Below are 12731 nucleotides of genomic sequence, written 5' to 3' on the forward strand. Positions count from 1 at the left end.
TGCTCACTAATTTCTAAATAGCTAGCAAAAGGCTCACCATTGGGATAATACAGCACCAATTGAGATGCTACTAACTCAAAGGTAATTCCTAAACGGGGACTCACCCAACCCAGCATCTGGGGGATGGGTTCTAGTTTTTTTCCTGAACGCAACCAGCCTTTTAGTTTGGCTCTGTTTGGATCATAGAGATAGTACTCTTCTACTCCATGGGTCCGGTAAAACTTGAGTTTATCCTCTTCTAATTCCTTGATGGTGTTGGTTTCTGATGCTATTTCAAAGGTGACTTGGGGATTAAGGTTATCTTCAACCCAGGTCTTGTAAGAACGTCGATGCCCTTTCGGTCTACCGATAACTACCATCACATCGGGGGCTTGGTTGATTTTGGGTTCTCCTTGTTCTGGATACCACAACAAATCCCCAGCGATGAATACATTAGGGTCATCTTTGAAGTGGACTTCTAGGCCATACTTAATGGTGGTAATTAGTTCAAATTGAAGGGTATTGTCGGCCATGGGTTTCCCGTCACTTTCGGGATAGAAGATGTCATCGGTGGTGGGAGTAATTTGCTGAATCATAGGAAAAATTGTTTGGGTTAATGGGAGTCGGGATCCCCCCTAGCCCCCCTTAATAAGGGGGGAATGGAGTAGGGAACAGGAAAAATCCTGTCTACCTGATTACTAGGAGAATTGCTAGAGATTATAGGTTAAAATCCTCGGGATTTATCCCTTTGGCTTTTAATTGCTCTAGCAATGCTTTCATACGAATTCGTTCAAGCTCTAAAGCTTGCTCCGCTTGTTCTGCCCGTTGGCGTTCTTGTTCTTTTTCGAGCCTTTCGAGCTCTGCCTGTTGTTGAGCCATATCTCTTTGCTCACTAATTTCTAAATAGCTAGCAAAAGGCTCACCATTGGGATAATACAGCACCAATTGAGATGCTACTAACTCAAAGGTAATTCCTAAACGGGGACTCACCCAACCCAGCATCTGGGGGATGGGTTCTAGTTTTTTTCCTGAACGCAACCAGCCTTTTAGTTTGGCTCTGTTTGGATCATAGAGATAGTACTCTTCTACTCCATGGGTCCGGTAAAACTTGAGTTTATCCTCTTCTAATTCCTTGATGGTGTTGGTTTCTGATGCTATTTCAAAGGTGACTTGGGGATTAAGGTTATCTTCAACCCAGGTCTTGTAAGAACGTCGATGCCCTTTCGGTCTACCGATAACTACCATCACATCGGGGGCTTGGTTGATTTTGGGTTCTCCTTGTACTGGATACCACAACAAATCCCCGGCAACGAATACATTGGGGTAATCTTTGAAGTGGACTTCCAGGCCATACTTAATGGTGGTAATTAGTTCAAATTGAAGGGTATTGTCGGCCATTGGTTTGCCGTCACTTTCGGGATAGAAGATGTCATCGGTGGTGGGAGTAATTTGCTGAATCATAGGATAAATTTTCACCAAATACTGGAAGCCTATTCTATCTTATCACACCCCATAAACAAACTACCATTTTAACAGATTTTTGGTGAAGCAAACGTGTTATAATTTAATTGGTGCTTGATCTTAGATTCAACAACTAAGGGATGTGTGATGTTTAATTATAGCAATCTCCCCAAGATTTTTACTTCAATCTCTTGGAAACTCTCTTTGGTACCTTTCTCTTCTGTTCTCTTGCTCCTTGGTGCTTGTCAGACTAGTCCAACAATCAACCAAACAGTTAACCGAGGTTTAGAAATTCGCTTTCTGGCAGGGAGTGACTTAAAAGATTTTTGCGATCGCGTAGCGTGACCTTTCGGGCTTTGCCCGACGCTGCGCGAACGGTCAATCGCGCTGCCACCAAACTCAATAACTCCCAGCCTAAACTAGAGGATGGTACTCCCTTTTATCTAACCTGCGATACTAAAGGAAGTGGGGATGTGGTGGAGGAAGTTCTTAATCTTACTAAACAATTGCAATCTGGTGCGATCGCTCCTGAAGACTCCCAATTTCCTACTTTAATTTCTGTCGATGGAGAAATTTACCAGAGTCAGCTGATCTTCCAGATTAATAAAATTTTTCCAGGACAGAACTATATCCCAGATTTAACTGAATCACCTCTGCTTGCTTACAGTCCGATGGTTTTTATGACCCAAGCTGATTTAGCCGGAAGTTTAGCAGCAGTGGACGATCTCTATGTTTCCTTGGTAGAGGCGAAAAATCACCAGGATCTAGACCCCAAGGCGGCTGCTTTACCAATAACCTACGTTCACACCGCCCCAACCCGTTCCAATTCTGGCTTGCAAACCCTAGTGGCTCAATTTGCTTCGGTTTCCGGTAAGCGTCCTGAAGAACTCACCATAGCTGATGTAAAAAAATACCAAGATCGGGTTCAGAAAATCCAAAACAAAATCACCCGTTACGGCAAATCTACGGGGTCTTTAGCGAAATCGATGGTGAACAACGGTCCCTTTTGGGCTTCTGTGGGCTCTGTCTACGAATCCTTAGTGATTTCTGCCAACAGTCAAGGTAATAATACGGTTAACTATCAAGCGGTTTATCCTTCTGCTACCTTTAGTTCCAACATTCGCGCCATCCTCCCCAATGCCCCATGGGTGAGTGACAAAGAAAAAGCAGCAGGGGAAAAAGTTATTGAATTCCTACGGCAACCAGAAACCCAAAAAATTGCGGTAGACTTGGGCTTACGTCCAGGGATTCCAGGGGGGCCCCTTGGCAGTAAGTTTTCCTCTGAATTTGGGGTACAAGCCAATCCTCAATACGATTCCTACCGTCCTCCTAAACCGGAAGTGGTAGAAGCGATGTTGCAAAGTTGGCAAAGCTACGCCAAAAAACCTTCCCAAGTTGCTTTAGTCGTAGATGTTTCCGGTTCTATGAGAGGTGAGAAACTCTCGGCTGTGCAGAATACGTTACTGAACTACGTGCAGAATATCGGTTCAAGGGAAAAGATAGCGATTATTCCTTTCAGTAATGAGATTAAGCAGCCCTTTATGGTGGAAGGCACACCCCAAGGAAAAGCTGAGGGGATAAAATTTATTGGTAGTCTGAAAGCTGGGGGAGGAACTCGATTATATGATAGTGCTCTTTTTGCTCGGAACTGGTTAAAACAAAATTTTAAAACAAACGCGATTAATGCGGTGTTGATTTTGACCGATGGTGATGATTCTGGCTCGGAAATTACTCTCGATAACCTCTCAAAACAATTACAAAGCAGTAACTTTGAAGCGGATGAAAGTATTGCTTTTTTCACCGTCGGTTACGGCAAACAAGGAGAATTTAGTCCTAAAGTATTGCAAACAATTGCTGAACTAAATGGGGGCTATTATCGTCAGGGCAATCCCGAAACGATTTCTAAGTTGATCGCAGATTTACAAGTTGAGTTTTAAGTCAATTATAGCAGTTATCAATTGGATGAAGTACAAATTACTTGGTTTTAGGGAGCAGGGAGCAGGGAGCAGGGAGCAGGAAAAAAAATTACATGTACCTCATTAGAATAGTTAACGCTATACAGTTTCAGTAAATTATCAGTCGCTGATTACCCATGAGGCAACCCATGTTAACGTTTGCAAATCCTCTTCATTATCCCCTAGCGGTCTTAGCAGGAGGTGTAGTCCATGCGATCGCAGTACGAGTTGCTCGACTTCCTAGCCCCATTGCTATACCCCTAGCAGGAGTGGTCACGGTGGCTGGTGCCACTGTTCTTAAGCAAAAGGAAAGTCAACGACCCCCGACCCTACAAAACCCTGCCTTGGAAAGGGAATTACAACAGGTACGACAACAGGCTCAACTGATTGCTCAGAAAGCAGAAAGCCTGCGCTCAGAATCGGAAAAACTTGCCCTTGCTACCACCGAAATGGAGCTACTTTCTACTATTCAATTCGCATGCGATCGCGTAGCGTGACCTTCGGTCAATCGCGCGTTAGAATTACCAGCCAAAATTGACCAATTCTCCCAACGTCTCCATGGTACCGACTCCCTGCTTTCAGTAACCGAGTTAAAGCAGCAGTTGCAGGAGGTAGAAGCGAAAAAAACTAAGAGTTCTGGAGTCGCTAGGCAACAATTACAGCAATTAGCGACCAGCTTGCAGCACAACATTACCCTGGCTCGACAAGGGGAAGATGCTAGACAAGCCCAGGTGATTGCTCTAGCTACTTTGATTACTGATACTGCGGGAGTTTTACAACAGTTGCAGAATCGCCTGCGGACAAGCAATTTAGAAGATGCCCAAACCGTGGAAGAATTGCGCTCCCTCAGTACCGAATTGGCAGGTTTTCAAGACAATATGGCTCTTTTCCTATCTTAACTTGATCAGAATTCATGGATAATAAAACAACTAAAACAATTACATCCCTGGGGATTATCGCTGTTTCCCTAGGCATTGCCTACGCTCCTTTACCAGGATTAAACCAAACCCTTTATGTGGTAAGTGGAACAGAATTGCAAGAACCCCTCGCTGTTCTGGAACAACGTTTTGAAGAAACCTATTCTAATATTAACATCGAATTTAAATTCCAAGGCTCCCAGGAATTAGTCAATCGCTATCTCGATGAAAAGAAGGATTTTAAACCCACAATTTTAATTCCAGCCAATGGGGTTTTGTTGAATGAATTGAGCGATCGCTGGCAAGCCCAAAACACTACTCCACCTTTTTATGATAACCCCCAACCCATTGCCAAAACCCTATTAGTAGGTATTGCTTGGCCAGAACGGGGAGAAGTTCTGTTTCCCGATGGTCGTTTTCAATGGTTAAAACTAGAAAATGCCATGAAAAAGCGCAATTGGCAGGAGATTGGCGGCAATCCTAACTGGGGTAGTTTTGACTTTGTGACTACCGATCCTAATCGTTCCAATAGCGGACAACTGACCTTAAGTCTTTGGACACAGAGTAATTCTGGGGGCGCAACCTTATCCCCAACTAATTTTAATAGCTCGGAAATTCAATCTCTGTTCGGTTTAGTAAAGCGGTCTGTCTATCAACCGCCACGCTCAACGGACACTCTATTGCAAGAGTTTATTGCTCGTGGCCCCAATGAGGCAGATGTTGCTACTGTATATGAAAGCATTGCCCTCTACCGTTGGGAACAAGCAGCCCAGACTCAAAGCAAGCCCGATCAGATTTATTATTTTAATCCCACCATTGAAACGGTTTCCACCGCAGCCATTGTGCGCAGAGATGTGAACTCGCAACAGGTAAAAGCAGCACGGAAATTCCTCCAATTCCTAACTGCTCCAGAACAACAAAAAACCTTTGTGCAATACGGTTTTCGTCCTGTGATTGGGGGTATTGATTTGCAATCTGTCTCCGGCAGTCCTTGGACAAAACGTATTCCCGGTGCAAAAACTGACCCTAATTTAAAAACTTTAGCACCACCAAATTCTGAAGTGATTGGGGAAATTCAACGGATGTGGAATCGGGTGGAGTAGGGAGTAGGGAGTAGGGAGTCGGGAGTCGGGAGTCGGGAGTCGGCAGTCGGCAGTCGTGAAACTCCCTTATTAAGGTGCTGCATCGCTGTTCCCTCTCCTCGGTTAACACCTGCATTCTAGTAATTAAATATAACCCGTTAAGCAATTGAACTAATCAACCCTAGGAGGAACAAAGATGAAACGTCTCTTACGTCGATTTCGGTCTATCGCTGAGTTTGCCCAATAGCAGCGTCCCCAGTATAACCTGCCAGTCGATTCATGAAAGCAAACCCGTGGGTGTTAAACTAGGCTGATGCCAACTAGCTCGTAATCTAACATCTGCAGCGATTACTCTTTGTTGGGTCTTTCAACGATAGAATAGACAGCCAAAAATAATATCTAGGGAAAAAGAACAATGAAATCCTTAAAGGACTATAAAATTATTTTACGTCCCGATGACCATGGAACTTTTGTCGCCTATATTCCAGCCATTAAAGGATGTCATGCCTGGGGAGAAACTCCTGAAGCAGCCCTCTGTGAATTAAATCCTGTTTTTGAGATGATTCAAGAAGAATACCTCGAAGAAGGCAAAAATTTACCTGATGATGTCGAGGTAACTTTTTCTCATGCCAGCTAAAGCTAAAACCGTGAGAATAAGTTGCTAAACAATTAGGCTTTGCTGAAAGTTCGTCAAAAAGGAAGTCATGCCCGTTGGAAGCATCCGGATGGACGTTCAACCACTATTCCTGTTCATGGTAATGCTGAGATTGGAGGTTGGTTATTTCGAGAAATACTCAAGCAGTTAGGAATTAGTGAGAAGGAATTTGATCAACTAAAATAAGTGCGTTCGCGTAGCGTGGCCTACGGCCAATCGCTCTTTTATTGTGCGTTCGATTACACAAGATCTATCAAGACATTGTTACTATCGCTTGGGTAGAACTAATCTAATAAAAACGACAGTGGACGACTCATATTCTGAGCAAAGCCAAGGAGCCCGCAATCCCGGTATTGGTAGAGTAATTTCCCCTGTGAATCGAATAAGAAAGTTCCCCCTCGCTGGGTCAGATAAGCCCCATTGGGCACATAAGTATTCCAGTGGCTTAAAACCTCTGTCATATTCCGCAGCCGCAGGGTTGCCAATTCAAAGGGTCTTTGAAAACCTTTGCCACCAGCCAGCCTGAAGAATGAGCCCTTGATAGGGGGAAGTGGTATACCTCGCACAACCTCCTCATCATCGAGCAACTGCGGAGCCTGACTATCGCCCCAATAGCCTCGAAATACTTCAGCTAGAGTGCCAGGACTACCAATACCCGCACACATCAGCAGCAGATTCAAGTAGGCATTTAGGGTTATTGAGAGCCCTGGTAGCTTGAGCGATAGTCCTGGATAAAGATTAAGCTGGTGGTGCAGCTGTGCATTGGCAGGGACAAACAACCAATCCCCAGGAAACCCCGTATAGTTACAGAATCGCTTACCAGAATCGCGATTGCCAATACCAACAGCTCGTATTACTATACCCTCGCCCTGTAACCTTTTTGCTTCCCGTTGCAGCCACCAAGCGTATTCGAGACTGTCGAAATCTCCAAGTTGGGGCCAGACAAGTACCAGCTGGCGGGTGGCTGACTCACAACCGCTCAGAAGTGGCAGGATGACTCCATCACTTACCCGCTGGCACTGGGTCTGATTTAAGATTGTGTAAGGATTCATTTTAAACCGGTTGTTTTAAGGGGAATGTTGTATTAAAAGTAAAGCACGCTTCGACATTGGTTTGAGCTTTGCGATGAAGCGTTTCGGCAAAGCCGACGCTACGCGAACGCAAAGCGTGGCCTACGGCCTCAGCTTCCGCTAAAAGCGATTGACCGTAGGTCACGCTACGCGAACGCTTCTTCTGTAATTTGTTGAATTGCTGCTCAATCAGGAGGCTGTTGGTGGGTTTCCATTCCCAGCCAAAGCAGATACTCAATATTACCAGCAGGTCTACTCAAATTGCTGCCTCAATCAAAGGTATTTATCGGCCTCGATCGTAAATTCGGGACTTACTTCAGAGTACGATCGAGTTGTGCCTGGTACGATCGCCGATCAACTGAATGAGTGAGCGAACCATCACGCATCTTATTTCGTGGTTAAAGGGTATATGTGAGCGATCGGGCTTTGGATATAATGGACTTTGGGTATCAAGGGAATAGATCGCTATCCAGCAGGGATAGGAGGTTTAATATGGTGTCAGCACCTACTGAAGAACCAGCAATCATTCGGACAGAGCGGGGATTGACAATCGCAGGTACACGCATCACTCTTTACGACGTGATGGATTACCTGAAGGCTCAGTATCCACAACAGTTGATCTCTGAAAAACTCGGTCTTAATCATGATCAGATTCGTTCAGCGCTAGCCTACATTGAAACTCATCATGTTGAGTTTGAAGCGGAATACCAAGAATGTCTACAAACAGCAAAGGAAATTCGGCAATATTGGGAAGAGCGAAATCGAGAACGATTTACCAAGATCGCAGCAATGCCTCCGAAGCCAGGTCAGGAAGCCCTCCGTGCAAAACTTCAAGCATGGAAAGCGCGAATTGAAGCCCAGGCATAGGCATGAACTTTCTGATTGACTACAATTTAACTGGCGATGCTGTTCTATTTTGGGGAACACTCTCGGCTGAAGGATGGCTTGAACTGTTACCTATTCGCTTCAAAACATTTCAGGACGCTGACTTGCCAATGGATAGTAGCGATCGCGCCGTTTGGCACTTTGCTCAGAGCAACCAAATGATCCTGATTACCGCTAACCGAAATATGAAGGGAGAAGACTCTCTAGAGCAAACAATTCGTGAGGACAATACACCAACTTCGTTGCCAATTCTGACAATTGGTAACCCAGATCGACTTGACGAGAGTAGTTATCGGCAAAAATGCGCTACCCGATTGATTGAAATTGTGCTTGATCTGGAAAACTACCTGGGAGTCGGTCGAATTTTTATTCCGTAAATTTTTCAGCGTGGTAGATACTGTTGGGTATTGATAAAAACTCAAATACGAGCCAGATAGCCTTCTTAATCTGTTGATCGATCGCCCAAATCGAATTTTTACAAAACAAGTCAGTACAACTTCGTCCACCATGACCCTGCGCGAGATTAAATCCCAACTTTTAGCCCTTAGTTTAACTGAAAAAGCTCAAGCGATTCAGCTACTTCAGGAAGCTAGCAACATCTGGACAGGCATTGAAAAAACACCTGGTGTTTGCGGGGGAGATGCCCGGATTGCCAACACTCGTATTCCTGTTTGGGTTCTCGTTCAAGCTCGTAATCTTGGCAGCAGTGAAGTTGATCTTCTGCAAAATTACCCTACCCTAAGTGCCAGCGATGTTGCCAATGCTTGGGTTTATGCTAATGCTCACCCCGAAGAAATTGACCAAGCAATCCAGGATAATGATGAGGCTTGAGCGATGGCTGTTCTCTATGCTGATGAACAATTTTCTTTGAAGGCAACCCAACACCTCAGAAGTTTGACCCATGATGTCCTGGAAGGCAAAAATTTACCTGATGATGTCGAAGTAACAGTTTTTCATGCCAGCATTAGCTAAAACCTTTGTGACTTAACTTTCTGAATCGGTCTTTGCTAAAATTTGGTATAATCCTGAAGATACCGAGTATGAAAACCTATAATTTTGGTGATATTATTCAGTTCTCCGTGCTGTTTTACTTAACCGGGAAGAAGCGATTGATTAGTACAACAAAATTTGGTAATAAAGGAGAAGTAAACTCATCCTGCTCAAATAAGGTAGCAACTAGAGTTAATTTTCCCTTGTCTCGGCGATATACCTCTACTTGCTTACGAAAACGATCGACAATCCAATATTCTTTTACCCCTTGAATTGAATATAACTTGACTTTAACTTCGCGGTCGCGTTTTTCATTTTCTCTACCAAGAGAAATTACTTCCACCACTAATTCAGGTGCTGCGGTCAGATGTCCGGCTTCATCTTCTATTTGAGCTAATCTTTCTTGGCTTACCCACACTACATCAGGAATCACATTATCGGCATCTGAGAAGATGATTCCGGGAGTAATAATAGTTTCACCATTACCTGTTGATTCTGACCAATTATTCAAATAACTAAAAATTCTGCCACAAATTTGTTGATGTCGTCGGTGAGGCGTTCGAGTCATAAATAATTCTCCTTCAATTATTTCGTATATTGTCCCTTCAGAGTGAGGCAATAGTTCTAAATCATCGATTCTCCAACTGACTCGTTCTATTGTTTCAGTCATATCAATTATCCTGATTTAATCTGTCTTAATTTTATCAATTTTGGCAGATAGGGATCCGTGTAGGAATTGTGATAATTTTTGATGCCATATTCCCTACTCCCGTCTTGATGCAATAGCGAGTGGGGGAAACCCCCAAGACCGCGCTGCATCGCTACTCCCTACTCCCTACTCCCTGTTCCCTATTCCCTGTTCCCTTTGCTAGATAAGCTAATCCCTCATCCTGAGGAGGAAAGTGTTGCGCCACCCTTAAGTCATTCATAACCTCATTCACCGCCTTAATCACCTTCCACAGTTGACAACGTGTCGGTATGGTGGAGTTCATAGCTCGAACTGTTCTGGATCTATGCCCTTTGCTTTTAACTGCTCCAACAATGCTTGCAACGAAGCTTCTGCCTGTTCTGCTCGTTGTGATGCCTGTTGTTTTTCCAGCCTTTCAAGCTCCAAAGCTTCCTCTGCTTGCTCTAAAGCTTCCTCTGCTTGCTCTGCTCGTTGACGTTCTTGTTCTGCCTGTTGTTGAGCGAGATCTTTGAGCTCAATAATTTCCAAATACGTAGCAAAACGCTCACCATTGGGATAATACAGCACCAAGTCCGAGCCTACTAACTCAAACCTAATTCCTAAACGGGGACTAACCCAACCAAGCATCTGGGGGATTGGTTCTAACTTTTCTGCTGAACGCAACCAGCCTTTTAGTTTTGCTCTATTTGGATCATAGAGATAGTACTCTTCTACTCCATGGGTCCGGTAAAACTTGAGTTTATCGTCCTCTAATTCCTTGATGGTATTAGTTAATGAGGCAATTTCAAAGACCACCTGGGGATTAATGTTATCTTCAACCCAGGTTTTGTAGGAACGCCGATGCCCTTTCGGTCTACCCAAGACCACCATCACATCGGGGGCTTGGTTGATTTTGGGTTGTCCTTGTTCTGGATACCACAACAAATCCCCGGCAACAAACACATTGGGGTCATCCTTGAATAGGGCTTCCAGGCCATACTTAATGGTGGTAATTAGTTCAAATTGAAGGGTATTGTCCGCCAAGGGTTTGCCATCACTTTCGGGATAGAAGATGTCATCGGTAGTGGGATGGAGCTGCTGAACCATAGGAAAAACCTTTACCAGAGCTGATAAGCCTATTTTATAGCAGTTCTCAATTGGGTCAGGTACATTTTTGATTTTAGGTAACAGCCAACAGCCAACAGGCAACAGGAAAAAAATCCTGTGTACCTCATTACTCTGAGAAACGCTATATTAACCCGAACTGACGTTATTTAGTGAGAGCATTCATTGCCAATAGACCTGTTGCAAAAGCCATTTTTAGCCCAGGAAATCTGTGGGATTCAGACCACTTTTGCAAAACGTCTAATCAGGGCATCTTCATTCAGGACTGGATGTTATTACGTGCTTTCTGCTTAATATCTGCAAAAGTGCTAGGGGAGAATTCACCCCGTTCAGCCGCTTCTATTCTCGGCTTGAGAAAGGCAGACAGTTGAGCCAGGGCTTCTTCGGAGCTTAGTTCTGGGTTGATGGGCACATCAGGCAGACAGCGTTCAAGCACATATTCCTTAATAGTTTTGCCGCTCAGGGCTGCGATCGCTTTGAGCTTCTGATGCTGTTCTGGGGTGATCTCAATAGAAAGCCTAGGCATGGGAAATCCCTATGTTGTGCAACAACAACAACATCTTAGCATAATAACAACATTTGTACAATAACAACTTTTGTTGCTTTTCCGCCTCCCCGTGTTTCCCCTCTCCCCATTGATGTTTAAGAAAACATCACCTTACCTAAGTGACATACTCCCACACGCTCATCGTTCGCGTAGCGTCTGGCAAAGCCAGTAGATTACAGTGTGGGCTTCTTACCAACTCCACCCAACAGTTCGGATACTCGGTAAGCTTTATTAACGACACGGGATGCCCCTCCGCGCCGGAACAATACAATAAGTTCTATTTTTAAGCACGTAGGTGGCGGTTAGCTCTTAATTTGTCTTCCCTACTATTTTTAGTATAACGTTTTTCAGGCTGTTTATCAGAGTTCCTGTCCGCGATTCATCTCTGGAGATGAATCCTGATTGTTAGTGGAGCCTTTATGGTTGGCAGGCTATGGGTAAAAGGGTTAAAACTTATTGATTAAGGCTCCACTATCCTTACGGTAACTTTAAACACTCATGCTGCGCATGTTCGTTGTGGGGCATAAGAGCGGAGGAAGCTAAATCCCTTCCATATCACTCATAAGACGCGATGGTATATGCATTTTATGGGCATACAGGACTTCCACCAGGATGGTTGCGTTATCTTCTAAGCGAAACAGCACCGCATGGGGAAAACCTTGCAAGCGCCATTTTCTGAATTGATAGACTTGCAGATCCTCGTATCCTTCACCGGCATCGTAGAGAGCGCAGGCATAGGGATTGTTTTTGATGAAATCCAAGGCTTGCTCTACGGCGGCGATGAATCGTTCGGCCACATCTACTCCAGCACGGTTTTTGTAATTCTGTGCATAGTCCCGCCACTGTCGCATAAACAGGGCACTTTTTTGCATGGAGAATGTCATCGTGCTATTTAACTGAGGCTATGGCGAATGGTGTCGGCATCATCCTCTGTCAGAGGGGTATAACTATTCTCATGGAGAGACTGCCGCAATAAGCTGTTTATGGCGTATCGTTCAGCCGCAGCAGTTTTTTCCATATGTTTGCGAATGAGATCCCGAACAAATTCACTGGGGGTTTCGTATAGCCCGTTTTCTCCTGTCATCTCGGCGACAAATTGGGCTAGTGGTTCCGGCAATGTAGCGTTGATGCGTTTGGGGGGCTGATTCTTCACAGACGGCATAGCACGCTCCTTGACAGCAAGTTTCTATAAACACTGTAACATTACATCAGCTAAAAGGCAATATATGCGAAATATTGCCCTTTAGCTGTCACCAGTCACACAGTCACTGCCTACTCCCTACTCCGAACGCGCCCCGCGTGGCCTACGGCCTCAGCTCTCTACTCCCTAAAACAATGAAGCTCCCAGGCTTCCATCAAACTAATCCCGGTAAGAGTAGTTATCGACACTAAGAGCCT

General features: G+C 44.5%; 21 protein-coding genes. 11 read left to right on the forward strand and 10 right to left on the reverse strand.

Going from position 1 to position 12731, the window contains the following annotated elements; translation table 11 throughout:
• Together F6K57_RS08635 and F6K57_RS08640 are read right to left on the reverse strand one after the other, a co-directional pair.
• Positions 1-575, reverse strand: a 575-nt coding sequence (locus tag F6K57_RS08635; protein WP_293022708.1) for a Uma2 family endonuclease, incomplete at its 3' end; no start/stop codon positions are given.
• Positions 576-696: 121 nt separating this feature from the next.
• Positions 697-1440 (reverse strand): Uma2 family endonuclease, encoded by a 744-nt coding sequence (locus F6K57_RS08640; RefSeq protein ID WP_293022712.1) that lies wholly within the window; start codon positions 1438-1440, stop codon positions 697-699.
• 147 nt (positions 1441-1587) lie between these two features.
• On the opposite strand from F6K57_RS08640, the gene F6K57_RS08645 reads away from it, so the two are divergent.
• The 7 genes from F6K57_RS08645 to F6K57_RS08675 all read left to right on the forward strand — a co-directional run bounded on the left by F6K57_RS08645 (position 1588) and on the right by F6K57_RS08675 (position 6235).
• The gene (locus tag F6K57_RS08645) at positions 1588-1785 is read left to right on the forward strand and encodes a hypothetical protein (RefSeq protein WP_293022715.1); all 198 of its coding nucleotides are present in this window, start codon (positions 1588-1590) and stop codon (positions 1783-1785) included.
• Positions 1767-3377 carry a VWA domain-containing protein gene (locus tag F6K57_RS08650; protein WP_293066577.1) on the forward strand — a complete coding sequence of 537 codons (1611 nt, stop codon included), beginning with the start codon at positions 1767-1769 and terminating at the stop codon, positions 3375-3377. Before F6K57_RS08645 ends, F6K57_RS08650 begins: the two co-directional genes overlap by 19 nt.
• A gap of 167 nt (positions 3378-3544) precedes the next feature.
• A complete protein-coding gene (locus F6K57_RS08655; protein ID WP_293022718.1) occupies positions 3545-3892 on the forward strand; it encodes a hypothetical protein in 348 nt (115 codons plus the stop codon).
• Between the two features lie 105 nt (positions 3893-3997).
• Positions 3998-4294 carry a hypothetical protein gene (locus tag F6K57_RS08660; protein ID WP_293022721.1) on the forward strand — a complete coding sequence of 99 codons (297 nt, stop codon included), beginning with the start codon at positions 3998-4000 and terminating at the stop codon, positions 4292-4294.
• 14 nt (positions 4295-4308) lie between these two features.
• Complete coding sequence (locus tag F6K57_RS08665) at positions 4309-5415, forward strand: substrate-binding domain-containing protein (RefSeq protein ID WP_293022724.1); 1107 nt, start codon at positions 4309-4311, stop codon at positions 5413-5415.
• 394 nt (positions 5416-5809) lie between these two features.
• The gene (locus tag F6K57_RS08670; RefSeq protein WP_293066582.1) at positions 5810-6031 is read left to right on the forward strand and encodes a type II toxin-antitoxin system HicB family antitoxin; all 222 of its coding nucleotides are present in this window, start codon (positions 5810-5812) and stop codon (positions 6029-6031) included.
• A 39-nt stretch (positions 6032-6070) separates the two neighbouring features.
• On the forward strand, positions 6071-6235 hold the full coding sequence (locus tag F6K57_RS08675; RefSeq protein ID WP_293066585.1) for a type II toxin-antitoxin system HicA family toxin: 165 nt from the start codon (positions 6071-6073) through the stop codon (positions 6233-6235).
• 98 nt (positions 6236-6333) lie between these two features.
• Here F6K57_RS08675 and F6K57_RS08680 read toward each other — a convergent pair whose 3' ends face one another.
• Together F6K57_RS08680 and F6K57_RS08685 are read right to left on the reverse strand one after the other, a co-directional pair.
• A complete protein-coding gene (locus F6K57_RS08680; RefSeq protein ID WP_293066588.1) occupies positions 6334-7101 on the reverse strand; it encodes a peroxiredoxin-like family protein in 768 nt (255 codons plus the stop codon).
• Position 7102: 1 nt separating this feature from the next.
• Positions 7103-7357 (reverse strand): hypothetical protein, encoded by a 255-nt coding sequence (locus tag F6K57_RS08685; RefSeq protein ID WP_293066591.1) that lies wholly within the window; start codon positions 7355-7357, stop codon positions 7103-7105.
• Positions 7358-7611: 254 nt separating this feature from the next.
• On the opposite strand from F6K57_RS08685, the gene F6K57_RS08690 reads away from it, so the two are divergent.
• The 4 genes from F6K57_RS08690 (at position 7612) to F6K57_RS08705 (ending at position 8976) form a co-directional block, all read left to right on the forward strand.
• Positions 7612-7986: a DUF433 domain-containing protein gene (locus F6K57_RS08690; protein ID WP_293066594.1), complete on the forward strand. Its 375-nt coding sequence runs from the start codon at positions 7612-7614 to the stop codon at positions 7984-7986.
• 2 nt (positions 7987-7988) lie between these two features.
• Positions 7989-8381, forward strand: coding sequence for a DUF5615 family PIN-like protein (locus tag F6K57_RS08695; RefSeq protein WP_293066597.1), 393 nt, complete (start codon positions 7989-7991; stop codon positions 8379-8381).
• Between the two features lie 130 nt (positions 8382-8511).
• On the forward strand, positions 8512-8835 hold the full coding sequence (locus F6K57_RS08700) for a DUF433 domain-containing protein (RefSeq protein ID WP_293022734.1): 324 nt from the start codon (positions 8512-8514) through the stop codon (positions 8833-8835).
• 3 nt (positions 8836-8838) lie between these two features.
• On the forward strand, positions 8839-8976 hold the full coding sequence (locus F6K57_RS08705; RefSeq protein WP_293066599.1) for a hypothetical protein: 138 nt from the start codon (positions 8839-8841) through the stop codon (positions 8974-8976).
• 115 nt (positions 8977-9091) lie between these two features.
• On the opposite strand, the gene F6K57_RS08710 is transcribed toward F6K57_RS08705, so the two are convergent.
• The 6 genes from F6K57_RS08710 to F6K57_RS08735 form a co-directional block, all read right to left on the reverse strand.
• Positions 9092-9664, reverse strand: coding sequence for a Uma2 family endonuclease (locus F6K57_RS08710; RefSeq protein ID WP_293066602.1), 573 nt, complete (start codon positions 9662-9664; stop codon positions 9092-9094).
• A 151-nt stretch (positions 9665-9815) separates the two neighbouring features.
• Positions 9816-9986: a hypothetical protein gene (locus F6K57_RS08715; RefSeq protein ID WP_293066605.1), complete on the reverse strand. Its 171-nt coding sequence runs from the start codon at positions 9984-9986 to the stop codon at positions 9816-9818.
• Positions 9983-10768, reverse strand: a complete 786-nt coding sequence (locus F6K57_RS08720; protein WP_293022743.1) for a Uma2 family endonuclease — start codon at positions 10766-10768, stop codon at positions 9983-9985. The genes F6K57_RS08715 and F6K57_RS08720 overlap by 4 nt, the downstream gene beginning before the upstream one ends.
• Positions 10769-11045: 277 nt before the next feature.
• A complete protein-coding gene (locus F6K57_RS08725) occupies positions 11046-11312 on the reverse strand; it encodes a DUF1778 domain-containing protein (RefSeq protein ID WP_287313252.1) in 267 nt (88 codons plus the stop codon).
• 560 nt (positions 11313-11872) lie between these two features.
• A complete protein-coding gene (locus F6K57_RS08730) occupies positions 11873-12217 on the reverse strand; it encodes a type II toxin-antitoxin system RelE/ParE family toxin (RefSeq protein ID WP_070391078.1) in 345 nt (114 codons plus the stop codon).
• Positions 12218-12225: 8 nt separating this feature from the next.
• Positions 12226-12495, reverse strand: a complete 270-nt coding sequence (locus F6K57_RS08735) for a ribbon-helix-helix domain-containing protein (protein ID WP_293066616.1) — start codon at positions 12493-12495, stop codon at positions 12226-12228.
• Between the last annotated feature and the right edge of the window lie 236 nt (positions 12496-12731).

It is taken from the genome of Moorena sp. SIO4A5 (assembly GCF_010672005.1).
In the GTDB taxonomy this organism is placed as follows: Bacteria; Cyanobacteriota; Cyanobacteriia; order Cyanobacteriales; family Coleofasciculaceae; genus Moorena.